The following is a 24,863-nucleotide window of genomic DNA, read 5'->3' on the forward strand; positions in this document are numbered from 1 at the left end:
AATTTATATAAAGGGAACAAACGGATAGGTGAGGTCCCCTCCGTATCCCGCTGTCACCCCCGCGCAGGAGATGGCACCCTATGGGGAAGCCTGCGCGGCTACCCGATCGTTTCCTTTCCATCAAGCTGTCATCCTCGCGAAGGCGAGGACCTCGGGCCGAAAGGGGCGAGCGGCATATATCGCGCTCCGGTCGCTACGAGCAGCACGCTGGCCGAATTCGGCGGATGGCGCCGCTGCAAACGTCGCCCCACCTCCAACGCCTCCTTATTTTTCGGCATAGGCAAAGTGCGCATTGACACTCAGATTTCTATTATAGATATTTCTATTATTGAAATCGGAGGGGATCATGATCGTTGCCGAAGCCAGCGCGCCACGCGAATTGAAGACGGTGCATGTGGCGGCTGATTTCGTGGTGGTCGGCGGTGGGCTGTCGGGCACCTGCGCGGCGATCGCCGCGGCGCGGGCCGGGCTCAAGGTGGCTCTCGTGCAGGACCGGCCGGTGCTCGGCGGCAACGCGTCGAGCGAGGTGCGCCTGTGGATCCTCGGCGCCACCTCGCATGGCGGCAACAACAACCGCTGGGCCCGCGAGGGCGGCATCATCAACGAGCTCTTGCTGGAGAACCAGTTCCGCAATCCCGGCGGCAATCCGGTGGTGTTCGACAGCCTGGTGCAGGACTGGGTGGGCCGCGAGCCGAACCTCACGGTGCTCGTCAACACGCAGGTGTTCCACGCGCTGACCGAGGCCAACCGGGTGCGCGAGATCCACGCCTTCAACTCGCAGAACAGCACCATGTACCGGCTGACGGGCGACTTCTTCGCCGATTCCTCGGGCGACGGCATCCTGGTGCACATGTCCGGCGCCGCCTACCGCATGGGCGCCGAGCAGGCCGAGGAGTTCGACGAGCCGATGGCGCCGGGCAACAATTACGGCGAGCTGCTCGGCCACTCGATGTATTTCTACACCAAGGACGTCGGCCACCCGGTGGATTATGTGGCGCCCGACTTCGCGTTGAAGGACGTGCCGGCGCTGATCCCGCGCTACCGCCGCTTCCGGACCACCGAGCAGGGCTGCTCGCTCTGGTGGATCGAGTGGGGCGGCCGGCTCGACACCATCCACCAGTCCGAGGAGATCAAGGGCGAGCTGCAGAGGATCGTCTACGGCGTCTGGAACTACATCAAGAATTCCGGGCAATTTCCCGAGGCGGCCAACCTCACGCTCGAATGGGTCGGCACCATCCCCGGCAAGCGGGAGAGCCGGCGCGCCGAGGGCGACTACATCCTGCGCCAGAAGGACATCATCGAGCAGGTCGCGCACGACGACGACGTCTGCCACGGCGGCTGGTCGATCGACCTGCATCCGGCCGACGGCGTCTACGGCGACGAGGAGGGCTGCAACCAGTATCACGCCAAGGGCGTCTACGGCATTCCCTACCGCTCGATGTACAGCCGCAACATCGACAACCTGTTCACCAACGGCCGGCTGCTGTCGGCCTCGCACGTCGCTTTCGGCTCGACGCGGGTGATGGCGACCTCCTCGACCGTCGGGCAGGCGATCGGCACCGCCGCCGCGCTGTGCGTCAGGCACCGCTGCCGGCCGCGCGACATCACCAAACCCCAGTTGATGGCCGAGCTGAAGAAGATGCTGTCGGCGGCCAGCCACTACGTGCCGCACTACGACGCGCTCGGCGACGGCAATCTGGCGCGGCAGGCGAAGATCGCCGTTTCGAGCACGCTGGCGCTCGGCGGCCTTCGCCACGATGGCGGCTGGAAGCGGCTCACCGTCGGCTATGCCCAGCTTTTGCCCGGCCGGATCGATGCCGACAACGTCATCCACGTGCCGGTGCGGGCCGAGGCGGCGACGACGCTCTCCGTCGAGCTCCGCATCTCCGAACGGCCGGAGAACCATACGCCGGAGCTGCTGCTGAAGACCGTCGAGCTGCCGCTTCGGCCCGGCGAGCAGACGGTGGCGGTGCCGCTGCCGAGGCTCGACCGCGAGCAGTATCTCTTCGTCTGCTTCACGGAAAATCCGGCCGTCGCGGTCGGGCTTTCGAGCGAACTTGTGACCGGGCTGGTGGCGGTGAAGAAGGGCGGGCTCGACAAGGTGTCGACCACGGCGCGGCAGGAGGCGCCCGACGGCCTCGGCGTCCATTCCTTCGATTTCTGGGTGCCGGAGCGCCGGCCCGACGGACGCAACATCGCCTTCACCGCCGAGACGCCCGTCCACGTGTTCGCGGAGGACAACCTTGTCAGCGGCCCGCTCCGGCCGATCTCCGGGCCGAATGCCTGGATGGCCGATCGCCACGATCCCGCGCCGACCGTCGAGCTCGGCTTTGCGAGGCCGATCAAGGCGGCAAGGCTCAGCCTCTATCTCGACTGCGACTACGACCATCCCTTGGAGAGCGTCCAGTACCGCCACCATGACCGGGTGATGCCGCTGCTCGTCCATGCCGCCGAGGTGCGCGTCAACGGCCGGCTCGTCGCCGCGATCACCGACAATCGCAGTCCCGTCATCACCGTCGATCTCCCGGAGGACGAGGAGATTTCCAGCCTGAGCCTCGGGCTCAGCAACGCGCAGGGCCACGCCGTGTCCCTGCTCGGCCTGCGTATCGCGTAAAGTCATAACGAAGGAGGAGAGAGCAATGAACCCGAGAAAAATTGGGAACCTGATCAAAACCGGCATCGCCCTGCTGGCCCTCGCCGGCAGCGCCACCTGTGCCCTGGCCGCCGACAAGGTGACCTTCCTCAACTGGATTACCGCCGAGCCGAGCAACGCGCCGGTCATGCAGAAGCTGATCGGCGACACTGGCGTGCCCGCCGAGGTGCTGTCGAGCGCCTGGGGCGACATGCAGAAGGCGGTGTTCCTGCGCCTCAGGACCAAGCAGCCGCTCGACGTGTTCCAGGCGCAGGAGCGCTGGCTGCCGACCTTCGCCCAGATGCCCAACGTGGTCGACTTCAACGACGTCTACGGCAAGGAATTCCTGGAAAAGACCTTCCCGCCGGAGGTGCTGGTCACCGGCCAGGTCAAGGGCCGGCAGGTCGGCCTGCCGTGGAACGTCGGCTCGATCAGCCTGATCTCCAACACGCAGGTCTTGGAAAAGGCCGGCGTAACCGACGCGCCGAAGACCATCGCCGACTTCGTCGCCGACCTCGAGAAGGTCAAGGCGGCGGCGCCGCAGAGCACGCCCTATGCCATGATGACCAAGGGCGACGACCTGATCTCCAGCGACTTCCAGCTCTGGCTGTGGGCGTTCGGCGGCAGCCTGTTCGACGACGACGACAAGCCGGTGGCCAATTCCGAGGCGACGGTGAAGACGCTTGAGTTCATGAAGGATCTGGTCGATCGCGGCCTTGCCTCGCTCGACGTCGATCGCGGCGCCGCCCGGCGGATGTTCGGCCAGGGCGAGAGCGCCTTCTACTTCGACGCGCCGGTGGCCAAGGGCTTCGCCGAGGACTTCAGCGGCCAGGGCGAGGCCTTCGTCCAGTATATCCACCCGATCCTGACGCCGGTCGAGAAGGAGGGCATGCAGTCGCGCTCCATGGAGTGGGGCCACCTGCTGGTCATGCTGAACACCGAGGCCGGGCAGGTCGACGGCAAGCCGTCGCCCGACAGCCTGTCGGCCCGCTTCCTCACCGGCCTTGCCATGAACGACACCGTCCAGCTCGAATACTTCCAGAAGCTCGGCGCCATCCCGGTGACCAAGTCGGCGCGGGCAAGCGACATCGTCACCTCCGACAAGTACACCGTCGACTGGAACGCCTCGCTCGGCATGCCCAAGCTCAACGAGCTGGCGGCGCTGAAGGACAGCGCCAGCTACGTCGGCGTGGTCAGCGAGGAAGTGCAGTCGGCCCTGCTCGGCAAGAAGGACGCCAAGCAGGCGGCCGAGGACATGCAGTCTCGCATCGAGAAGCTTTTGAACTGAAGGCCCGCAAGGCCTGACACGGCGAGCCCTTGAATTCCCTCCCTCAAGGACTCGCCACCCCTCTCGCCGATGCCGCGTGCCGCTGGCACACTGACCGTCATTGAAAAGTGGCGAGCCCCGGCGCTCGCCTGCAAGAGACCCGCAAGAGGCACTGACATGGACATGGCGACCCCACTTCCGGGGCGGACCCACCGCAAGCCCGGCTACCTGAAGCGCGGAGACAGGCTGTTCGCCTATGTCATCCTGGCGCCGGCCATGGCGGCGTTTCTCGTCATGGTGGCCTGGCCGTTCATCGACGCCATGTCGATGTCCTTCTACAGCTACACCGTCTACGACCCGGAGCCGGTGTTCATCGGCCTCGACAATTTCCGGACCATCCTCACCGATCCCTACGTGCTCGGCTCCTGGGTGACGACGGCGATCTTCGTCGCCGGCACCACGCTGCTCACCATGTTCCTCGGCCTTTCCTGGGCGCTCCTGATGTACCAGGACTTCGCCGGCCGCGGCGTGTTCCGCACCATGACGCTGCTGCCGTGGATCCTGCCGAGCACGGTCAGCGCCTTCATCTGGGCATGGATGCTCAACGGCCGCTACGGCATCGTCAACGTGTTGATGATGAACGTCGGCGCCATCGATTCGCCGGTGCAGTTCCTCTCCAACGACGTCGGCGCCATGGTCGCCATCATCCTGACGCGCACCTGGATCTCCATCCCGCTGTTCATGTCGTTCTTCCTCGCCGGCCTCCAGGGCATGGACTTCCAGCAGATCGAGGCGGCGCGCATCGACGGCGCCGGCAACCTCCGGATCGTCAAGCGGCTGATCCTGCCGCACCTGAAGCCGGTGTTCCTGGTGACCGGCGCGCTCGGCATGATCGGCAATTTGCAGCAGTTCGACATCATCTTCGCGCTGACCGGCGGCGGGCCGGTGCGGGCGACGTCGGTGCTGTCGATCGAGGTCTACAAGCAGGCGTTCCAGAACTGGAGCCTCGGCATGGCCTCGGCGATCGGCGTGCTCTGGGTGTTCACGCTGATGCCGATCGTCATCTTCTACCTCCGCAGCCTGTTCCGGGAGGATTGAGCCATGTTCGAACTGCGCACATGGAAGGAAAAGCTCGGCTTCTTCGCCTTGCTGGCGGTGATCGCCTTCTTCCTGTTCTTCCCCGTCTACTGGGCCCTGTCGAGCGCCTTCAAGGCCAACGGCGAGCTCTACCGGATGGACCCGACCTTCGTGCCGCACCAGCCCTATCTCGGGCATTTCGTCTCGGCGCTGACCGAAGGGCCGCTGATGCTGCAACTCGGCAACAGCCTCGTCACCTCCACCGCCTCGGCTCTCCTTAACGCGGTGCTCGCCGCCTTCGCCGGCTACAGCTTCGCCAAGTTCGACTATCCGGTGAAGAAGCCGCTGATGCTGCTGATCCTGTCGGCGCAGATGTTCCCGTTCGGCGTGCTGCTGATCTCCATCTACCCGATGCTGCAATCGGTGGGGCTGCTCGACACGCGGGTCGGGCTGACCATCTCCTACATCGTCTTCGCGCTGCCGGTCAGCACCTACATGATGTACAGCTACTTCAAGCAGGTGCCGAACGAGTTGATCGAGGCGGCGCGCGTCGACGGCGCCAGCAATTTCAAGATTTTCCGGCGCATCGTCATGCCGATCTCGCTGCCGGCCTTCATCACCGTGGCGCTCTATGCCTTCATGTGGTCGTGGAACGACCTCCTTTATTCGATGACGCTGATCACCTCCGACGACAAGCGCACTGTCGGCCCCGGCCTCTTGCTCCGCTACATCAATGAAAACAATGCCGATTGGGGCGGGGCGATGGCCGCTTCCTTTATCGTCGCGGCGCCTATTATCCTGATCTTCGCCGTGCTGCAGAAGCAGTTCATCGGCGGCGTCACCTCGGGGGCGGTGAAGTAATCTTGAAAGCCACGACAACATCCCAACAGAACCAGAGCCTGATCGACGGCATCCGCTGTTTCCAGGAGCTGACGACCAGCGACCGGCCGCTCGGCACCAAGGAGCTGTCGGAACGGCTCGGCCTCAACATGATCAAGGTCAACCGGCTGCTCCGGACGCTGAAGGCGATCGGCATGGCCGAGCAGAACCCGCAGAAGAAATACCGGCCGGGGCCGGTGGTGCACGTCCTGGCGGCGCAGAGCTTCCACTCGTCGGCGCTGTTCCGGGCGGCCACCCACGTGGCGATCCGCCACCCCTACGGCGACCGTACCTTGGCGATCGGCATCCTCTGGAAGGACGCGGTGGTCTACATGTACCACGCGCTGGCCGGCCAGAACCCGGCCGAGGGGCTCGGCGGCTATCACCTCTACCACGCCTCGCAATCGTCGATCGGCACGGCGCTGCTGGCCGAGATGGACGACGACGAACTGGAGCAATGCGTCGCCGGCTGGTTGCCGGAGGTCAGGGCGGGACTGTCCGGGACGATCGCCGAAATCCGCCGGCAGGGCTACGCCAGCCAGCGCGACGCCACGGGCCGGGTCAACAACATCGCCGCCACCTTCTCGGTCGGCGGCGCCAAGGCCGGCATCGCCTTCACCGACATGGTGATCGGCGAGGGGGAGGTCGAGCGCCGCGTCGCCGAGCTCCGGACCCTGATCGGCGAGATCGAAAGCTACGCCTGAAGCGGCGGCACCCGCCGATCGGGTCGTCCAAACCCGATCGATAAGCGGCTGCTCGAGAAAAGAAGCGGAGACAGAACAATGGCCGATGTGAAGCTGGACCACGTGGTGAAGCGCTTCGGGCAGATGGAAACCATCCACGGCGTCGACCTCGACATCGAAAGCGGCTCCTTCGTGGTGTTCGTCGGCCCGTCCGGCTGCGGCAAGTCGACGCTGCTCCGGATGATCGCCGGCCTCGAGGAGGTGACCGAGGGCGACGTCTACATCGACGGCGCCTGCGTCACCGAGGCCAAGGCCAGCGCCCGCGGCATCGGCATGGTGTTCCAGTCCTACGCGCTCTACCCGCACATGAGCGTGCGCGAGAACATGAGCTTCGGCCTGGAGGTGGCCGGCGAGCCGAAGGAGGTGATCGAGAAGCGCGTCGCCGAGGCGGCGGAGATCCTGAAGCTCGGCGACCTCCTCGACCGCAAGCCGCGCCAGCTTTCCGGCGGCCAGCGCCAGCGCGTCGCCATCGGCCGCACCATCGTCCGCCAGCCCAAGGTGTTCCTGTTCGACGAGCCGCTTTCCAACCTCGACGCCGAATTGCGCGTGCAGATGCGCATCGAGATCACCCGCCTGCACGAGCGGCTCGGCAACACCATGATCTACGTGACGCACGACCAGGTCGAGGCGATGACCATGGCCGACAAGATCGTCGTGCTGCGCGAGGGCAGGGTGGAGCAGGTCGGCACGCCGCTTTCGCTCTACCACGCGCCGCAGAACCGCTTCGTCGCCGGCTTCATCGGCTCGCCGAAGATGAACTTCCTGCCGGTGACGGTGAAGGCGGCGTCGGCCGGCTCGGTGACGCTGGCGCTGATCGACGGGCAGGAGATCGCGCTCGCCGCCGACGGCGCGGCCTTGAGGCCCGGCCAGAAGCTGGAACTCGGCATCCGCCCCGAGCACCTGATCGTCGGCAAGGGCGGCGACGTCGAGATTTCCCTTCATTGCGACGTGGTCGAGGAACTCGGCGGCACCACCTACGTCTACGGCGACCTCAGCGGCCATCAGGTGATCGTCGAGAGCGACGGCGAGACGACGATCGAAAAGGGCAAGGCGAGCCTGTTCAGCTTCAAGAAGGAGCGTGTGCACCTGTTCGACGAGAATGAGCAGGCGATCGCGGTGGAACGGCGGGTCGCCGCCTGAGGGACGCCGCCGGCCTGTGTCGGAGACCTATATACGCCTCGCGCCCCTTCCTGCCCGAGGTCCTACGCCTTCGCGTAGGATGACACCCTATGGAAGGGGGAGGGAGGATGGAGGGCGATGCGCTATCCATCTGTTTCCTATATATAAAACTGTCATCCTACGCGAAGGCGTAGGACCTCGGGCAGAATGAAACGCAACGCGAATATCGGGCACTCCGAACGCAGGGATTGCATATCTCTCGTCGCTTCGCGATGAATGAGCCCATGAATCCGGGATGGGTCTATATCGTCACCAACAAGCCGCAAGGCGTGCTCTACATCGGCGTCACATCCGATCTGGAAGGCCGCATCTGGGAGCATCGCAACGCTGTCCATCGCGGCTTCACCCACAGCTACAACTGCACGCGGCTTGTTTGGTACGAGGACTACGGCGACATCACCGACGCCATCTATCGCGAAAAACGCCTGAAAACCTGGAAACGCGCCTGGAAGATCGGTCTCATCGAGGAAATGAATCCCGGGTGGAACGATCTTTTCGAGACGATCATGTCGTGAAGGCAAGTTGCCTTCGGGGACCTATATTCGCCGCCCGTTCTTTTCTGCCCGAGGTCCTACGCCTTCGCGTAGGATGACACCTTATGGAAGGGGGAGGCAGGATGGAGGGCGATGCGCTATCCGTCTGTTTCCTATATATAAATCTGTCATCCTACGCGCAGGCGTAGGACCTCGGGCAGGAAAGGGCGAGCGGCGGATATAGGGCTCCCGGCAGTGAGGGAATCCTCATTCCGCCGGCGTCTCCGCCACCGCCGGCTCGCTCCGCCTCGACACCATTCCCCTCAGCCTCTCGCAGCCGACGAAGATCACCGGGGTGATGTAGAGCGTCAGCAACTGGCTGACCACCAGGCCGCCGACCACCGCGACGCCGAGCGGCTGGCGCAGTTCGGCGCTGGCGCCGTGGCCGATGGCGATCGGCAGCGTGCCGAGCAGGGCGCAGAAGGTGGTCATCATGATCGGCCGGAAGCGGCGGGTCGCCGCCTCGTGGATGGCCGCGCGGGCCTCCGCGCCGTCCTCGCGCATCATCTGCAAGGCGACGTCGACCATCATGATGGCGTTCTTCTTGACGATGCCGATCAGCATCAGGATGCCGATCAGCGCGATGATGGAGAGGTCCATGCCGGTGAGCTTCAGGGCCAAGAGCGCGCCGAGCGCCGCCGACGGCAGGCCGGACAGGATGGTCAGCGGGTGGATGAAGCTCTCGTAGAGCACGCCGAGCACCACGTAGATGGTAAGGATGGCTGCGAGGATCAAAAGCGGCGTGTTAGCCGTCGACTGGGCGAACACCTGCGCCGTGCCGGCGAAGGCGGTGAACACCGTGGACGGCAGGCCGATCTCCTGCTTGATGGCGTCGATGCGGCTGGTGGCGGCGCCGAGCGACACGCCTTGCGGCAGGTTGAAGGAGACGGTGATCGAGGTGAGCTGGCCCGTCTGGTTGAGGGTGACCGGGCCGGACTGCCGCTCGACGCTGGCGAAGGCGGTGAGCGGCACCAGCGCGCCGGTGGTGCTGGAGCGGATGCGCAGCTCGGACAGCCGGTCGTTGTTCCAGGCGAGCCCGGGCGCGTATTCGAGGATCACCGAATAGCTGTCGCCGGTCGACTGGATGTCGGCGACCGACTGCTCGCCGAAGCCCTCGCCCAGCGTGTTGCGCAAGGTGGCGGCGGTGATGCCGTAGATCTCGGCCCGGTCGCGGTCGATGACGATGCGCGCCTGAAGCGCGTTGTTCTGCAGGTCGGTGGCGACGTCGGTGAAGTTGGCGGTGTCCTGGGCCATGGCGGCGCGCAGGCGTTCGGCCCAGTCGCCGAGCTGGCCGGCGTCGAGCGACTGCACCACCAGTTGATACTGGCTCTGGCTGGAGCGGCCGCCGAGGCGCAGGCTCTGGGACGGGGTGACGAAGCTCTGGAGGCCAACGATATGGCCGAGCGACTGGCGCAGCCGGCCGACCACCACGTCGAGGGCGTCGCGCTCGGCCGCCGGCTTCAACTGCACGTTCATGCCGCCGGAATTGAGCTGCGAGTCGCCGACCCGGGCGTTGACGTGGGCGACGGCCGGATCGCGGCCGACCACGTCGGCGGCCTGTTTCTGGAGGATCGCCATGGCGTCGTAGGAAATATCCTGCCGCGCCTGGGTGGAGATCGAGAGCTGGCCGATGTCCTCCTGCGGCAGGAAGCTCTTGGGCAGCGAGGCGAACAGCCAGGCCGAGCCGGCGAAGGTGGCGAGGAACACCAGCACCATCGGCAGCGGATGGCGCAGCGTCCAGCCGACGCTCTTCGAATAGCCGGCGAGCACCCGGGAGAAGCCGGCGTCGAACAGGCCGGCGAGGCTGTAGCGGCCGGGCGGCGCGCCGATGTCGGCGGGCAGGCGGGCGGCCAGCGTCGGCGTCACGGTGAGCGACACCAGCGCCGAGGCGGTGATGGCCAGCGACACCACCATGCCGAATTCGGTGAACAGCCGGCCGACCACGCCGCCCATCAGCAGGATGGGCAGGAAGACGGCGATCAGCGACAGCGACATGGAGATGATGGTGGAGGTGACCTCGGCCGAGCCCTTGAAGGCGGCGGCCATCGGCTTTTCGCCCTGTTCGATGTGATGGACGATGTTCTCCAGCATGACGATGGCGTCGTCGACGACGAGGCCGACCGACAGCGTCAGGGCGAGGAGAGACATGTTGTCGATCGAGTAGCCGAGCACGTACATCGCCCCGAAGGCGATCAGGATGGACAAGGGCACGGCGATGGCCGGGATCGCCGTGGTGTAGAGCTTGCCGAGGAAGAGATAGATCACCAGCACGACGAGGCCGATGGTCAGGAGCAGCGTGAACTGCACGTCGGCGACGGCGGCGCGGATCGGCGCCGAGTTGTCGTTCATCAGCGATACGTCGACCGAGGCCGGCAACTGGGCGGTGATGGCCGGCAGCGCCGCCTTGATGGCGTCGACCACCTCGACGGTGTTGGCGTCGGGCTGGCGCTGGACGGCCAGGGTGATGGCGCGCGTGCCGTCGTACCAGCTCGCCTGGTCGCGGTTCTCGACGCTGTCGATGACGTCGGCGACGTCGCCGAGCCGCACCGGGCCGGCCTTGGCGGCCGAGACGATCAGCGTGCGGAAGCCGTCGGCCGAGGTGAGCTGGGTCGGCGCGTCGAGCGTGATGGTCTGGGCCGGGTTGTCCATGCTGCCGACCGGCGACTGGTTGTTGGCGTTGGCGATGGCGGTGGCCAGTTGGTCGAGGCCGATGCCGCGGGCGGCGAGACGGTCGGGGTCGGCCTCGACGCGGACGGCGTATTTCTGCGAGCCGAAGATCTGCGCCTGGGCGACGCCGCTGATGGTGGAGATGGCCGGCGACAGCACGTTCTGGGCCAGCGAATCGAGCTCGGTGAGCGGCACCGTCGGCGAGGTGACGGAGAGCAGCAGGATCGGCATGTCGGCCGGGTTGACCTTCCGGTAGCTCGGATCGGAGGTCATGTTGTCGGGCAGGCGGCGGCGCGCCGAGTCGATGGCCGACTGCACGTCGGCGGCGGCGCTGTCGATGTCGCGCGACAATTCGAACTGCAGGGTGATCGAGGTGGAGCCGAGCGACGAACGGGCCGAGATGGTATCGATGCCGGAGATCGTCTGGAACTGCTTGATCAGCGGCGTCGCCACCGCCGTCGCCATGGTCTCGGGCGAGGCGCCGGAGAGCTGCGCCGACACGGTGATGGTGGGAAAGTCGACGCGCGGCAGGGCGGCCACCGGCAGCAGGCGATAGGCGAAGAAGCCGGCGAGCGACAGGCCGATCGCCAGGAGGATGGCGGCGACCGGCCGGCGGATGAACAGGGCGGGAAGGTTCACGGCTGCGCCTCCGCCGTGCTGGTCGGCTTGGCGTCTGGCTTGGCGTCGCCGGGCCTGGCATTGGCCGCGTCGGCCGAGGCGTCGATCACCTTCATGCCCTCGGCGAGGCGGACCTGTCCCTCGACCACCACCCGCTCGCCGGCCTGAAGACCGGAGGCGAGGCCGGAGCGGTCGCCGGCCGACAGCGCCACGGTCACCGGCCGGACGGTCACCGTGTTGTCGGCGCCGACGACGTAGACGACGTTGCCCTGCTGCGTCGCCTGCAGGGCGACGGTCGGCACCGCCACCACCGGCGTCGAGCCGATGGCGGCCATCACCGCGATCGACTGGCCCGGCACCAGTCTGTCGGCGACGCCATGGAGCGTCGCCCGCGCCGTGAAGGTGCCGGAGGTGGTGTCGACGGCGCCGTCGACGAAATCGACGTTGCCGGTGAAGGCGCCGGTGGCGCCGAGCGGCGTGACGGAAACCGCGATCGGCTTGCCGGCCGCCTGGGCCGCCCGCACCAGCGAGGCGTCGCTTTCGGAGAGGGCGAAGCTGGCGTAGAGCGGGTCGAGGCGGGTCAGCCGGACGATGGCCGTTTCGGGCTGCACCAGGCTGCCGACCACCACTTCGACGGCGCCGAGGCGGCCGTCGAACGGGGCACGGATGGTCTTCTGGTCGAGCGTCACCAGGTCGGACTTCAGCGTCGCCTCGTCGACGGCGACGGTGGCCTCGGCCGTCTTGACGGCGGCGTTGGCGTCCTCCAGCGACTGCTGCGACACCGCCTCGTTGCTGAGCAGCCTCTCTTGGCGGGCGGCCGTTTCCTTGGCGTGCTCGAAGGTCGCCTGGTCGCGGGCCAGCGCCGCCCTGTCCTTTTCGACGGTGGCCTCGGCGATGCGGCTGTCGAGGCGGACCAGCACGTCACCGGCCTTCACGTCGGCGCCGTCCTTGACCAGGATCTCGGTGACGAGGCCGGAGGTCTCGGTGGTCACCGTCAGGTTGGCCGGCGAGGCGATGGTGCCGATGGTGCGGCGCTCGATGGGCATGTCCTCGGCGGCGGCGGATACGGTGGCGACGCGCGTCGGCCCGCCGGCGCCGTGCCGGCCGCTGCCGGCCGCCTGTCCGGAGCCGCTGCCTGCGGCGCCTTCGCCGCCGGCGCGCTGCCGGTGGCCGCCGGTGGTCGCCGGAGCCCCGGCCTCCGGCGGCGCGGCGGGCGATACGGCGGCGAGCGCCCCGGAAACATAAGGCGCGGTCACGGTCACGATGCCGTCGCGCCAGTAGAGGCCGGCCGCAACCGCGGCGACCAGAATGATCCCGAGCGTCTTTTTCATCGCCGATGGTCCGTTTCGTGTCGGTCCGGTGGTGCGCGCCCTCGCCGGGAGGTCGAAAGCGTTCACCCCATGCATTCCATGTGCCGCTCCGGCATCGCCGGCAGGCATCGCCAGCCTAAGCGGTTTCCCGTTGGCAATGTCAGAACAACTGTGGCGAATGATGGAAATCGCCGCCGCTGATACAGATTGATGCACTTTTGTCCGGCGTGATGGTGGAGCTGCGGCGGAAAAGGCATGGAAATATCCGGCTTCTTTTCCTTGGAGACCGATATAGGCCGATCGTTTCCTCCTGCCCGAGGTCCCGCGCCTTCGCGCGGGAAGACAGAATTATATATAGGAAACATATACATAGATTGTCATCCGGCGCGAAGGCGCAGGACCTCGGGAAGGAGAGGGCGCCGACGGGACCATAGGGCGGGCTTGTCCGTCCGGGGGAAACCATCGATCATTCGGGAACGTTATGCATTATCGGCGGCGGCTGAGATCATCTTCTCACGGAAGGCGCTGGTCGGGCAGAGGATCTCCCATGGCCGATTTCTTCCCCGGCTTCGAGCTCAGGCAGGTGGAAACGCCGTCCGGCGTTCTCCGCCTGCGGATCGGCGGGCGCGGCTTTCCGCTGTTGCTGCTGCACGGCCATCCGCGCACCCATGCGACGTGGTGGCAGGTGGCGCCCCTGCTGGCCGCCGATTTCACCGTCGTCTGCGCCGATCTTCCCGGCTTCGGCAGGAGCTACCAGCCGCCGACCCTCGAAGGATCGTCCGGCCGCGCCAAGGCGGCGGCGCTGCGGGCCTGCATGACCGCGCTGGGCTTGCCGCGGTTTGCCGTGGCCGGCCACGATCGCGGTTCCTACCGGGCCTTCCGCCTGGCGATGGACTTTCCGGAGCATGTGGCGGCGCTGGCGGTGATGGACGGCGTGCCGATCTACGAGGCGCTGGAGCGCGCCGACTGGCGCTTCGCGCGCGACTGGTGGCACTGGTTCTTCTTTGCCGAGACGGAGAAGGCGCTCGCCGCCATCACCGGCAATCCCGACCTCTGGTACCCCCTCGACGAGGCCCGCCTCGGCCGGGACAACGCGGCGGATTTCCTCGCCGCGACGCGCGATCCCACGGTCGTCAGGGGCATGCTCGACGACTACAAGGCCGGCCTCGCGTTCGACCATGCCGACGACAAGGCCGACCGCCAGGCGGGCCGGCGCCTTGCCGCGCCGCTGGCGGTCATCTGGTCGATCCGCGACGACATGGCGCAGCTTTACGGCGATCCCGCCGCGCCCTGGCAGGACTGGGCCTCCGGCCCGATCGCCCGCTATCCGATCGCCAGCGGCCACCACATGGCCGAAGAAGCGCCCGAGTCCGTCGCCGCCGCCCTGCGGGACTTCCTCGGGCGGCATGTGGGGTGACGGTTTGGGGGCGAGGCGGATGGCGATCGGAAGAGAGCCTGTCGGCCTATCTCTACAAGCTCTCCGGCCATTTCCGGGCGGTATGCATCACAGTTAGGATTTCAATTGCGGACGATTGAACCCTGTAAGGAACGATGTAGGGTATATCGGCGAACACCAGCTCGCGTGTATCTTTGATACGTCCTACCCGGCCCATGGCGGGCTGTTCCGCCAGAAGGTCCACCCCGGCAATGATCCGCGCCACCACACGCATAGCGGCTTCAGGATCATCCCGCGCGATATGTGCCCCGACAAGATCAAGGCGTCGAACGGCCCGCTTCGTCCAGCGGATTTCCCGTGTCATGCGCTACGCCGGGAAGTGACATACTTGGCAACGACACGAGACAGATCGTCGGCTGCTGCGAACTCGCCTCGGTCGGCTTCTGCCAGGCCGGCCTCGATTTCGGCAATCTGCCATTCCTCGCGAGCGAGGTAATCGTCGATGGCCTGAGCAGCCAGGTAGGAACGCGACCGGTCGAGCTTGCTTGCCAGCCGATCCAGTTTGCGGGCTTTCTCGTCATCGAGGCGCACGGTGAATGCGGTCATGGCGTGTGGCGTCCTTTTGGTTCACAATTTGGTTCACATAGGTTGTTGGTGCATCTACCTGGTTTGTCAAGAATGGTTCGACTCCCGCCGCTTCTGCGCCGAAGGGCCAGGAGAGCAAATGGGCGTTTGTTCAATCCTACCCAAGGCCCGGCGCTTTCGCATCGCATGAAACTTATGTAGCTGTTTCATATATATAATTCTGTCATCCTCCGCGAAGGCGGAGGACCTCGGGCCGGAGAGGGCGCGAGGGATATATCCGGCTCTCCCCTGCCATCAAAAGCCAATCGCCCGCCAGAAATTTCTCTTGATGAAGTACCGACTAGTTGGTATGTATTATTGCGAGGAGGACGCGATGTCGAGACCCGCTGCCAGACCGGATGCCCGTTCCAGGCTGCTCGACGCCGCCCTCGCGGTGATCCGCGCCAAGGGCTATTCGGCAACCACGGTGGACGAGCTCTGCGCGGCGGCCGGGGTGACCAAGGGCGCCTTCTTCCATCATTTCCGCAGCAAGGACGAGCTCGGCGTCGCCGCGGCCGATCACTGGTCCGACACCACCGGCGCCCTGTTCGCCGGCGCGCCCTATCACCGGCACGCCGATCCGCTCGACCGCATCCTCGGCTATGTCGATTTCCGCAAAGCGCTGCTCGAGGGCGGCGTGCCGGATTTCACCTGCCTGGTCGGCACCATGGTGCAGGAGACCTACGACAGCGTGCCGGCCATCCGCGACGCCTGCGACCGCAGCATCAGCGGCCATGCGGCGACGCTCGTGGCCGACATCGAGGCGGCGATGGCCGAGCGGGGCATGACGCCCGAGTGGACGGCGCAGTCGCTCGCCCTGCATAGCCAGGCGGTGCTGCAGGGCGCGTTCATCCTCGCCAAGGCCAAGGGCGGGGCGGAGGTGGCCGCCGACAGCATCGACCACCTCAGGCGCTACATCGAATTGCTGTTCGGCCGGAGGCCGGAAAGCATCGACCGAGAGGGTCCGGCGAGGACGGTCGCCGGACGGCTCTGAAACGGCTTCGCGTTTCAAGAGGAGGAAACCGACATGACCGATCTCGTGACATGCCTGTGGTTCGACCACGGCGAAGCCCGCAAGGCGGCCGAGTTCTATGCCGCGACCTTTCCCGACAGCCACGTCGGCCGCGCCATGGCCGCCCCCGACGATTTTCCCGGCGGCCAGGAAGGCGCCGAGCTGACCGTGGAATTCACCGTGCTGGGGCGACCGTTCGTCGGCCTCAACGGCGGACCGCTTTTCACGCCGGACGAAGCGGTCAGCTTCATGGTGGTGACCGACAGCCAGGAGGAAACGGACCGCTACTGGAACGCGGTCGTCGGAAACGGCGGCGCTGAGAGCGAGTGCGGCTGGTGCAAGGACCGCTGGGGCTTTTCCTGGCAGATCACGCCGAAGCTGCTGCTCGACCTGACCGCCGGTCCCGACCGCGCCAAGGCGAAGCGCGTCTTCGACGCGATGATGACCATGCGCAAGATCGACATCGCGGCGCTGGAACAGGCGGCGGCCGCCGGTCCGTGACGCGAGCCGGGGGAGGCTTCGATGATCCCGACCATCACCGCCTTCGAGCGCTCGCCCGACGGCGGCAAGGGACTGGCGCGCGACATGCGCGTGCGCTGGGCGCTGGAGGAGGCGGGCCAGCCCTACGAGGTTCGGCTCGTTTCCTTCCGGGCGATGAAGGAGGCGGCGCATCTCACGCTGCACCCCTTCGGCCAGATTCCCACCTATGAGGACGGCGGCCTCGTGCTGTTCGAGACGGGATCGATCGTTCTGCATATCGCCGAGCAGGATGCGAACCTGCTGCCGAGGGCGGCGAAGCCGAGGGCGCGGGCGATCACCTGGATGTTCGCGGCGCTCAACACGGTGGAGCCGCCGATCCTCGATCGCGAGACCACCTGGCTGCTCGAACGCGAGACATCCTGGGGCGCCGAGCGCCTGCGTCTCACCGAGGACCGCATCCGCGTCCGGCTGTCCCAGCTTGCCGCCCGGCTCGGCGACGCCGAATGGCTGGACGGCGCGTTCAGCGCCGGCGACCTGATGATGGCGTCGGTGCTGCTCCGCCTGGCGGACTCGTCCGCCATGCTCGGCGAATTCCCCAATCTCGCCGCCTACGTCGCCCGCGCCGAAGCCCGCCCCGCCTACCAGCGCGCCTTCGCCGCCCAGCTGGCGGTGTTCAGGGAGGGGGCGTGACAGGTTCTGGAGAGTGGTGGCGGGAGAAGCGTCCTATGCTAGGATATCTCCATGAAACAGCGCTCCTCCAAGCTTCCGCCGGTCTCCGCCAGCAGCGGTGTCGTGCTGGGCCGATCCGCCTTCCGGCAAATCAGCGCCGTCGAGGGCATCAAGCTGTCGAAGGAATCGGAAACGCTGTTCTCCGACTTTGACAGGCAAGGACTTTCGGCCGAGGAACGGCGCCGGGCTCTTCTGGAGAGGCATGCCAGGAAGGCTTGATCCAGGTGTTCTACGACGCCGTGCCCGATCCCTACTGTTATGCCGGAACGACGGTCCTCAAGAATCGCCTTGGGCTTAGAGATCAAGCAGCGCTGGACGCCTTCGAACACGAATTGACGGCCCAGCGGTTTGACGAGCCCTTACCGGCTGGGCGCCTGAGCGTCCGGCACTATCAGGCCCTTCATAGGCATCTTTTCCAAGATGTGTATTCATGGGCCGGGCGGTTCCGGACTGTTCGAATTTCCAAGGCGGGAAGCATGTTCTGCTATCCGGAGCATATCGCTTCGGAAATGCGCAAACTGTTCCTCGACCTCAAGAACCAAGACCTGTTTCGCGGCCTGACGCCTGGGGAATTTGCCGACCGCGCCGCCCATTTCCTTGCCGACCTCAACGCCATTCATGCCTTTCGTGAGGGTAACGGACGAACGCAGCTCGTGTTCTTCACAGTCCTGGCGTTGCAGGCGGGCCATCCCCTTGATCTCGACGCGCTCGATCCGGAGGCCTTTCTTGCGGCCATGGTGAAGAGCTTCCGGGGCGATGAAGCAGCCCTGAATAGCGCGGTAAGCCGTCTCGTCAGGTCGAATAGGAAATGAGCTTTTGAGCGTTGGCCAAGTCGATGTGAGTTTCCGGCAGTAACTCCTGGCCGCATTTCCTGATGGGCTTTAGTGGTCCGCCTCCGCCGCCCGCCCGGCTCGAACCGGCGCTGCCGGCGGGGGAGGGGGCAGCCGCGTTCTCGAGGAAACGAATCCCTCGGCCGGCAGCCGGCAGATTGTGCGACGCGGCTCTTCACCCGGCCGCCGCGCGATAGTCGTCGGCCAGTTGGCCGATGGAGGGATGCCGCGCCAGGGTTTCGGGGCGGGATATGATGCCGATGTCCCAAGACAGGTCCGGCTCGACGAGGGGCAGGCGGACGGTTTTTCGCAGGGCGGATTCCGGGATCAGGCCCCTGACGAAAACGAACGCCGCCTCGTTGTCGGCCACCAGGTCGTAGGCGACGTTGAGGTCGTGGCTGATGCGCGTCCGGATGGTCGGCGTCAGGCCGTCGCGGCGGAAGCGGGCCATGAGCTGGGCCTGCATCCTGAAGCTGTCGTCGAGCATCACCTGCGGATAGCGGGCGACGTCGGCGAGGCGGAGGCCCGCCTTGCCGGCCAGCGGGTGGCCGGCGCCGACCAGCACGACATAGTCGTCGCGATAAAGGCTGAGGTAGGCTAGGCCCTTGTCGGTTCCGGGGTTGATGGTGATGGCGAAATCGAGCGAGCCGTCCACCACCGACGCCTCGCAGTCGCTGTCGGAATGCTCGGCCATGTCGAGGTGCAGGTCCTCGTAGCCGGCGATCAGCCGCATGATGCGCTCGACGCCGAGGCTGAACAGCGTGCCCGGCGAGAAGCCCATCTTCAACTGGGTCTTGCGCATCTTGGGGTTGGCGCCGATGCCGTCCCGGATCTCCGCGGCGGTGCCGAGGATCAGCTCGGCCTTTTCCCTGAGGCGCAGCCCTCTTTCGGTCGGGATCATGCCGCGCGCCGTGCGGAGGAACAGCCGGACGCCCAGCTCCTCCTCCAGCATGATGATCTTGCGGCTCACCGCCTGCTGGGTCACGCAAAGGCCCTCGGCGGCGCGGGTGAGCGTTCCGACGCGGTAGACCTCCATGAAGTATCTGAGCGAATCGAAATCCAAGAACCCGCCTCGCTCCCCGGGGTGTCGGTGCGTCTGCCGAGGGAGCATAGCCGAGATCGGCGCCGCGGCAAAACGTCCGTCGGGCGTGGATCGCCGGCGCGTCTTCCTCATGCGAGCCCGCATCGCCCGGAAAAATGCGCCGGGCCGTTCAGGCCGGCGCTTGCCTGAACGAAAATTTAAGTCCGCCGATCTAGCAATTATTCCCGGTCGCAATCAAAGGGAAGACACTCGCCTTGGTCGTTTGGACTGGGAAGGAAAGACCATGTTCGGATTGAGCGGAAAACGGGAAAAGCTGCAGCCGTCCATCGCGGAGATCGTCTCCATCGCCATGGATTCTTCGGCGTCCGGAATGTACGTCAACTGCCTCGCCCCGGAGCGGGAGGGGCTGGTCTACGCCAACAGGAGCTTCCTGGACGGCATCGGCTATCCGTCCCTCGAAGCGCTCAGGGGGCGCCCCATCGGCACGCTGTTCGCCGATGTCCAGTACGGCGGCCAGCCGCTGCCCGAATTCGTCGCGATGGTGGAGGCGGCCATCCAGCAGCACGGCAAGTGGTCCGGCCCGGCCATCTACAAGACCTTCCAGGGCGGCACCTTCGGCGTGCTGGGCGACGTGTCCCTGGCGGTGGTCGAGGGGGTTCCCTACGCCTGCGCCGTCTTCCGGGACATCGCCAACAGCGAGGCCAACTTCGCCCGCAACCGCCAGCTCCAGGAGCTGACCGGCACGTTCCGGCACGGCATCGGCGGCGTCGCCGAAACCGTGATGGAGTCGGCCGCCTCGCTCCGGGAAACCGCCGAAAAGCTGATCGGCCAGGCCCGGCACACCAGCGGCGAGACCTCGGCGCTGGCCTCGCTCACCGACCGGACGGCCGGCAACGTGCGCTCGGTGGCGGCCGCCACCGAGGAGCTCTCGTCGTCGATCGGCGAAATCGGCCGCCAGGTCGCCCTGTCGGCCGAAGTCGCCCGGGAGGCGTCCGGACAGGCGGAATCCACCACCACCGTCGTCGGCAACCTCGCCGCGTCGGCGGCGCGCATCGGCGACGTCATCCGGCTGATCCAGGAAATCGCCGAGCAGACCAATCTCCTGGCGCTCAACGCCACCATCGAGGCGGCGCGGGCCGGCGAGGCCGGCAAGGGCTTCGCCGTGGTCGCCGCCGAGGTGAAGACCCTGGCCAACCAGACGGCGCGCGCCACCGAGGACATCTCCACCCAGGTGTCGGGCATTCAGGACGCGACGACCGAAACCGTCTCGGCGATCCGCACCGTCGCCGCGACGATCGGCCGCATCAACGAGATCTCGTCGTCGATCGCGGCGGCCGTCCAGCAGCAGTCCGACGCCGCGCGGGAGATCGCCGACAACGTCGTCCAGGCGTCGGACGGCGCCGAGAGCATCAGCGGCGCCCTGAAGAACCTGGAGACGGCGGCGCACGAGACCGAGCTGGCGGCCTCGGCCGTCAGCGAGAGATCGGCGGACCTGTCCACCCAGTCGGATACGCTCAACAGGCAGGCCCAGGGCTTCCTCGAGGCGCTCGGCAACAGCTACCAGGCGCTGTGACGGCCGATGGCGGCTCAGTAGTTGTCGTAGATCGCCGCCAGGACGGCCTCGATCTCCGCCACCGTCATCTCGCGCGGCGCGAAGGCGTAGCAGGCATCCTCGGTCACCGCCGGCGCCAGGGCGAGCAGCGCCCGGCGATCGACGCCGAGGGCGGCCAGCGAGGGAATGCCGAGCGACCTCGAGAAGGCCCGGAAGGCGGCGGCGAGCTTTTCGCCGGCCGCGGCATCGTCGTCGCCGTCGGCAAGCGCGACGCCGGCCGCCTCGGCGACCAGGCGGACGCGATCGGGAACGGCGGTGGCGGCGTATTTCATCACTTCGGGCAGGGCCAGCGCGCAGAGCGTGCCGTGGGTCAGGTGGAACTTGGCCCCGAGGGTATGGGCGATGGCGTGGCCGAGATGGACCAGCGCGTCGTTGAAGGCGATGCCGGTGAAGTTGCTGGCGATGGCCAGCTCCTCGCGGGCCCGGTAGTCGGCGCCGTCCTCGACGGCCACCGGCAGCCAGCGCACCACGCGGCGGACGGCGTCGGCGGCCAGCACCGTCGACATCGGGTTGCGGGCCTTGCTGGTCAGCGATTCGGCGGCCTGGGCCAGCACGTCCATGCCGGTGTTGGCGGTGACCGCCGGCGGCACCCCCAGCGTCATTTCCGGATCGACGACGGCGGCGGTGGCGTTGCCGATCACCGCGCTCTTGATGCCCTTCGCCGTGTCGGTGACGACGCCGACCGAGGTGTTCTCGCTGCCGGTGCCCGAGGTGGTCGGCACCATGACCAGCGGCACGCCCGGCTTGTAGAACGGGTTGCCGAGATAGGCGTTGACCGGTCCATCGTTGTGGACGAGCACGTTGATGGCCTTGGCCGCGTCCATCGGGCTGCCGCCGCCGATGGCGACGATGCCGTCGATCCCGGCGGCGCGGGCGAGCGCGCCGCCCTCGTCGACGATGCTGTCCGGCGGATCGGCGATCACCTTGGTGAACTCGGTCACGGCGAGGTCGGCCGATTTGAGGCTGTCGAGGGCGCGGGCGTAGCCCTCGGTGGCCGCCACGCCCTGGTCGGTGACGACGAGGACGCGGGTGGCGCCGAGATCCTTGACGATGCCGCCGAGCGCGGCGACGGCGCCGCGCCCGAAGTGCACCGGGCAGGTTTGGGCATATTTGCCGAGCATGATGTTCTCCCGAAAATGGTCAGAGCTGGAAGGCGGTCTGGTAGCCGGTCTCGAGCGCGTTGCGGATGCGGCCGGGCTTGGCGGCGTCGCCGAGCAGGAACACCCGGTCGAAGGCGCCGGTGAGATGCTCCATCGGCACCGGCGTCGGGCGGTTGCCGAGCGACAGCACGTAGCGGTCGAAATCGAAGGTGCGCGTCTCGCCGGTGTCGCGCTGCTCGAACACCGCCTGCCGGCCGTCGATGCCGACGAGGCGGTGGCCGGCGTAGAAATCGACGTCATGCGTCTTGAGGTGGGCCATGATGTCCAGGAGGTTCTGGAAATAGAGCCCCGGCCCAATGGCGTCGGCCATCTCGAAGACGGTGACCTCGTTGCCGCCGTTGGCCAGCAGCTCCGCCGTCTCGATGCCGGTCATGCCCGAGCCGATCACCGCCACCTTGCTGTCGGCGATCTTCGCCTGGCCCGACAGCACGTCCGTCGCCGTCACCGTGATGTCGGAGCGCTTGAGATTGGGCGGCAGGAAAGGCTCGGAGCCGGCGGCCACCAGGACGGCGTAGGGCTTCAGGGCGGCGAGGCTCTCGACGGTCGCCTCCTCGCCCAGGCGGACCTCGACGCCGGCCGCCTCCACCTGGTGCACCAGCCAGTCGAGCAGCCAGCCGATCTTCTCCTTGCCCGGCGGCACCTCAGCCAGCAGCAACTGGCCGCCGAGCCGGTCCTGCTTCTCGAAGATCACCGGCCGGAACTTGCGCCGGGCGAGGATGCGCGCCGCCTCCAGCCCGGCCGGACCGCCGCCGATCACCGCCACCACACGGCCGTCGCCGTCCTCCGGCATGTCGCCGTAGCGGATCTCGCGGCCGGCCTCGATGTTGATGGCGCAGCGGCAGGGCAGGTGGGTGAAGTCGGCCGAGATCAGCGTCTCCATGCAGAACAGGCAGGAGATGCAGCGGCGGATGTCGTCGATCCGCCCCTCCTTCGCCTTGTTGGCCCATTCGGGATCGGCGAAATGCTGGCGGGCGGAGCCGACGAAATCGAGCTTGCCTTCCTCGAGCACCTTGTCGGCGAAGGCCGGGTCGCGGATGGCGGCGACGCCGATCACCGGTACCTTCACCGCCTTCTTGACCGCCTCGGACAGGTAGAGCTTCCAGCCCTCTCCGTAGGAGGTCGGCTCCCAGGCGACGCTCATGGTCTCGTAGATGCCGGCGCTGACGTCGATGGCGTCGACGCCGAGCTTCTCCAGTTCCTGGGCGATGCGGACGCCGTCCTCGAGCTTCAGGCTCGGCTGGCCTTCGACGAACTCGTCGACGGACAGGCGCACCACCAGCGGGAAATCCGGGCCGCAGGCGCGGCGGATGGCCTCGACGATCTCGGCCAGGAAGCGCAGGCGGTTGTCGAAACTGCCGCCGTAGCGGTCGTCGCGCCGGTTGGTGTAGGGGCTGAGGAATTCGTTGACGAGATAGCCGTGGGCGCCGTGCACCTCGACGCCGTCGAGCCCGGCCTTTTTCAGGCGGAGCGCCGCGGCGGCGAACTTGCCGACCATGTCCTCCACCTCGGCGGTGGTCATCGCCGCCGTCGGCTGGTGGACGACGCCGCATTCGGTGACCGACGGCGCCAGCATCGGCAGGTTCTCGTTGATGGCGCTGACGCCCTGCCGGCCGGGGTGGTAGATCTGGCCGATGATCCGGGCATCATGGGCGTGGACGCTGTCGGCCAGCCGTTCGAGGCCGGCGATGAAGCGGTCGTCGGCGGCGGCGATCTGGTGGGTGTTGCCCTTGCCGCGCCGGTAGTCGACGATCATGCATTCGGTGAAGATCAGGCCGACGCCGCCCTTGGCGCGCGCCGTATAGAAGGCGATATCGGCCTCGGACACCGAACCGTCGGCATTGGCCAGGTAGTTGCCCATCGGCGACATGACCACGCGGTTCTTGAGTTCGAGCGTGCCGATGCGTCCCTTCGAGAAAAGATGCGTGAACATCCTGCGTCCTCTGTAGTTTCCTTGAGATAATTCCGGTCGCGACGGCGGGTAATTACTCATGGAGGCGGCCTGAATTTGCCAAGATAAGTCATTATGCTTACGCTTTTCAGGCGGATTCATAGGTGATCAGACAGCACGAATGCCGGATAGACTGCAAACACAATTGTTTTGTGCCTGCCACAACGCGGATTTGTATACATATTACATGAGTTTTTGGGTGAGGATACTTGGGGCGGATGCCGCTTGAACGGTTTGGCACTAGTGATATATGATATGCATATCAGATGGAGATGAAGATGCGGGCGCTGGTCGATATTCCCGACGACATGGTCGAAAAGCTGAACGCCCTGTCGCGCGAGCGGGGCGTCTCGAGGGCGTCGCTGATCCGGGCGGCGCTGTCCCGCCTGGTCGACGAAGCGCAGACGAGCGACGTCGACGCGGCCTTCGGCCTCTGGCGCGGCGGCGAGGACGGCCTCGCCTACCAGGAGCGGATGCGTTCGGAATGGTGAAGCCCGTCTTCGACAGTTGCATCCTGATCGACTATCTTCAGGGCGTTCCGGAAGCCCGCGAGGAACTGAGGCGCTATGACCGCAGCGCCATCAGCATCGTCACCTGGATGGAGGTGATGGTCGGCGCCGACGCGAGCGTCGAGGCGGCGACGCGGGCCTTTCTCGCCGCCTTCGAAACGATCGGCGTCGACGCGGAGATCGCCGAGCGGGCGGTGGTCCTCCGGCGCGGATCGCGCATCCGCCTGCCCGACGCGATCATCAAGGCGACGGCCGATGTGGCCGGGGCCTTGCTCGTCACGCGCAACAGCCGGGATTTCCCGCCGGATATGCCCGGCGTGCGGATTCCCTATGGGCTGAAGGGGTGAGGCAGGGAGCGCCGGTGCCGGTTCACGGGGCGCCCTATATCCGCCGCCCGCTCCGTCCTGCCCGAGGTCCTGCGCCTTCGCGCAGGATGATAGTTTGGTGGAGAGGGGTGGTGCGCTATCCGATTGTTTCATCTCTATAAATTGTCATCCTGCGCGAAGGCGCAGGACCTCGGGCAGGAAAGGGCGAGGGGGGTGTATAGGGCGCCCTGCCACGGGCGAGCCGTTGAAGGACCGGCATCCAACCGCTTGGCCGAACGGCTGAGTTTCAG

At 66.6% G+C, this 24,863-nt stretch carries 23 protein-coding genes; 16 read left to right on the plus strand and 7 right to left on the minus strand.

What is annotated here, in order from left to right:
• The first annotated feature begins 346 nt into the window (after positions 1-346).
• The 7 genes from CJ014_RS22740 to CJ014_RS22770 all read left to right on the plus strand — a co-directional run bounded on the left by CJ014_RS22740 (position 347) and on the right by CJ014_RS22770 (position 8,292).
• Positions 347-2,614: an FAD-dependent oxidoreductase gene (locus tag CJ014_RS22740; protein WP_100082796.1), complete on the plus strand. Its 2,268-nt coding sequence runs from the start codon at positions 347-349 to the stop codon at positions 2,612-2,614.
• 25 nt (positions 2,615-2,639) lie between these two features.
• The gene (locus CJ014_RS22745; RefSeq protein WP_100082797.1) at positions 2,640-3,920 is read left to right on the plus strand and encodes an ABC transporter substrate-binding protein; all 1,281 of its coding nucleotides are present in this window, start codon (positions 2,640-2,642) and stop codon (positions 3,918-3,920) included.
• 162 nt (positions 3,921-4,082) lie between these two features.
• A complete protein-coding gene (locus tag CJ014_RS22750) occupies positions 4,083-4,997 on the plus strand; it encodes a carbohydrate ABC transporter permease (RefSeq protein WP_165790954.1) in 915 nt (304 codons plus the stop codon).
• A 3-nt stretch (positions 4,998-5,000) separates the two neighbouring features.
• Positions 5,001-5,837 carry a carbohydrate ABC transporter permease gene (locus CJ014_RS22755; protein WP_100082799.1) on the plus strand — a complete coding sequence of 279 codons (837 nt, stop codon included), beginning with the start codon at positions 5,001-5,003 and terminating at the stop codon, positions 5,835-5,837.
• 2 nt (positions 5,838-5,839) lie between these two features.
• A complete protein-coding gene (locus CJ014_RS22760) occupies positions 5,840-6,559 on the plus strand; it encodes a helix-turn-helix domain-containing protein (protein WP_100082800.1) in 720 nt (239 codons plus the stop codon).
• Positions 6,560-6,637: 78 nt separating this feature from the next.
• Positions 6,638-7,738, plus strand: a complete 1,101-nt coding sequence (locus CJ014_RS22765) for an ABC transporter ATP-binding protein (protein ID WP_100082801.1) — start codon at positions 6,638-6,640, stop codon at positions 7,736-7,738.
• A gap of 263 nt (positions 7,739-8,001) precedes the next feature.
• Positions 8,002-8,292, plus strand: a complete 291-nt coding sequence (locus CJ014_RS22770; protein ID WP_100082802.1) for a GIY-YIG nuclease family protein — start codon at positions 8,002-8,004, stop codon at positions 8,290-8,292.
• A gap of 225 nt (positions 8,293-8,517) precedes the next feature.
• Here CJ014_RS22770 and CJ014_RS22775 read toward each other — a convergent pair whose 3' ends face one another.
• Both CJ014_RS22775 and CJ014_RS22780 read right to left on the minus strand, forming a co-directional pair.
• On the minus strand, positions 8,518-11,616 hold the full coding sequence (locus tag CJ014_RS22775) for an efflux RND transporter permease subunit (RefSeq protein ID WP_100082803.1): 3,099 nt from the start codon (positions 11,614-11,616) through the stop codon (positions 8,518-8,520).
• Complete coding sequence (locus CJ014_RS22780) at positions 11,613-12,926, minus strand: efflux RND transporter periplasmic adaptor subunit (RefSeq protein WP_118847943.1); 1,314 nt, start codon at positions 12,924-12,926, stop codon at positions 11,613-11,615. Before CJ014_RS22780 ends, CJ014_RS22775 begins: the two co-directional genes overlap by 4 nt.
• Positions 12,927-13,452: 526 nt before the next feature.
• Here CJ014_RS22780 and CJ014_RS22785 point away from each other — a divergent pair.
• Positions 13,453-14,322: an alpha/beta fold hydrolase gene (locus CJ014_RS22785; RefSeq protein ID WP_100082805.1), complete on the plus strand. Its 870-nt coding sequence runs from the start codon at positions 13,453-13,455 to the stop codon at positions 14,320-14,322.
• A gap of 52 nt (positions 14,323-14,374) precedes the next feature.
• Here CJ014_RS22785 and CJ014_RS22790 read toward each other — a convergent pair whose 3' ends face one another.
• Positions 14,375-14,665, minus strand: a complete 291-nt coding sequence (locus CJ014_RS22790) for a type II toxin-antitoxin system RelE/ParE family toxin (RefSeq protein ID WP_100082806.1) — start codon at positions 14,663-14,665, stop codon at positions 14,375-14,377.
• Positions 14,662-14,907 (minus strand): CopG family ribbon-helix-helix protein, encoded by a 246-nt coding sequence (locus CJ014_RS22795; protein ID WP_100082807.1) that lies wholly within the window; start codon positions 14,905-14,907, stop codon positions 14,662-14,664. Before CJ014_RS22795 ends, CJ014_RS22790 begins: the two co-directional genes overlap by 4 nt.
• Before the next feature lie 352 nt (positions 14,908-15,259).
• Here CJ014_RS22795 and CJ014_RS22800 point away from each other — a divergent pair, with 352 nt between their 5' ends.
• Genes CJ014_RS22800 through CJ014_RS22820 form a run of 5 tightly spaced genes read left to right on the plus strand, consistent with a single transcriptional unit; the run spans position 15,260 to position 17,958 of the window.
• Positions 15,260-15,919 (plus strand): TetR/AcrR family transcriptional regulator, encoded by a 660-nt coding sequence (locus CJ014_RS22800; RefSeq protein ID WP_100082808.1) that lies wholly within the window; start codon positions 15,260-15,262, stop codon positions 15,917-15,919.
• Between the two features lie 33 nt (positions 15,920-15,952).
• Positions 15,953-16,438, plus strand: a complete 486-nt coding sequence (locus tag CJ014_RS22805) for a VOC family protein (RefSeq protein WP_100082809.1) — start codon at positions 15,953-15,955, stop codon at positions 16,436-16,438.
• A 21-nt stretch (positions 16,439-16,459) separates the two neighbouring features.
• Positions 16,460-17,107 carry a glutathione S-transferase family protein gene (locus CJ014_RS22810; protein ID WP_100082810.1) on the plus strand — a complete coding sequence of 216 codons (648 nt, stop codon included), beginning with the start codon at positions 16,460-16,462 and terminating at the stop codon, positions 17,105-17,107.
• A gap of 51 nt (positions 17,108-17,158) precedes the next feature.
• Complete coding sequence (locus CJ014_RS22815) at positions 17,159-17,365, plus strand: hypothetical protein (protein WP_100082811.1); 207 nt, start codon at positions 17,159-17,161, stop codon at positions 17,363-17,365.
• Positions 17,362-17,958: a Fic/DOC family protein gene (locus CJ014_RS22820; RefSeq protein ID WP_245427575.1), complete on the plus strand. Its 597-nt coding sequence runs from the start codon at positions 17,362-17,364 to the stop codon at positions 17,956-17,958. The genes CJ014_RS22815 and CJ014_RS22820 overlap by 4 nt, the downstream gene beginning before the upstream one ends.
• 193 nt (positions 17,959-18,151) lie before the next feature.
• Here CJ014_RS22820 and CJ014_RS27640 read toward each other — a convergent pair whose 3' ends face one another.
• On the minus strand, positions 18,152-19,039 hold the full coding sequence (locus tag CJ014_RS27640; RefSeq protein WP_165790955.1) for a LysR family transcriptional regulator: 888 nt from the start codon (positions 19,037-19,039) through the stop codon (positions 18,152-18,154).
• Positions 19,040-19,301: 262 nt separating this feature from the next.
• On the opposite strand from CJ014_RS27640, the gene CJ014_RS28060 reads away from it, so the two are divergent.
• Positions 19,302-20,591, plus strand: a complete 1,290-nt coding sequence (locus CJ014_RS28060) for a methyl-accepting chemotaxis protein (protein WP_133121917.1) — start codon at positions 19,302-19,304, stop codon at positions 20,589-20,591.
• 14 nt (positions 20,592-20,605) lie between these two features.
• On the opposite strand, the gene CJ014_RS22840 is transcribed toward CJ014_RS28060, so the two are convergent.
• Complete coding sequence (locus CJ014_RS22840; RefSeq protein WP_100082814.1) at positions 20,606-21,751, minus strand: iron-containing alcohol dehydrogenase; 1,146 nt, start codon at positions 21,749-21,751, stop codon at positions 20,606-20,608.
• Positions 21,752-21,770: 19 nt separating this feature from the next.
• Positions 21,771-23,720: an oxidoreductase gene (locus CJ014_RS22845; RefSeq protein WP_100082815.1), complete on the minus strand. Its 1,950-nt coding sequence runs from the start codon at positions 23,718-23,720 to the stop codon at positions 21,771-21,773.
• 284 nt (positions 23,721-24,004) lie between these two features.
• Between CJ014_RS22845 and CJ014_RS22850 the strand changes: the two genes are divergently transcribed.
• Positions 24,005-24,229 (plus strand): ribbon-helix-helix protein, CopG family, encoded by a 225-nt coding sequence (locus CJ014_RS22850; RefSeq protein ID WP_245427578.1) that lies wholly within the window; start codon positions 24,005-24,007, stop codon positions 24,227-24,229.
• Entirely contained in the window at positions 24,223-24,594 is a 372-nt protein-coding gene (locus CJ014_RS22855; protein ID WP_100082817.1) for a type II toxin-antitoxin system VapC family toxin, read from the plus strand. The genes CJ014_RS22850 and CJ014_RS22855 overlap by 7 nt, the downstream gene beginning before the upstream one ends.
• Positions 24,595-24,863 lie beyond the last annotated feature (269 nt).

The sequence above is a fragment of the Pleomorphomonas carboxyditropha genome (assembly GCF_002770725.1).
In the GTDB taxonomy this organism is placed as follows: domain Bacteria; phylum Pseudomonadota; class Alphaproteobacteria; order Rhizobiales; family Pleomorphomonadaceae; genus Pleomorphomonas; species Pleomorphomonas carboxyditropha.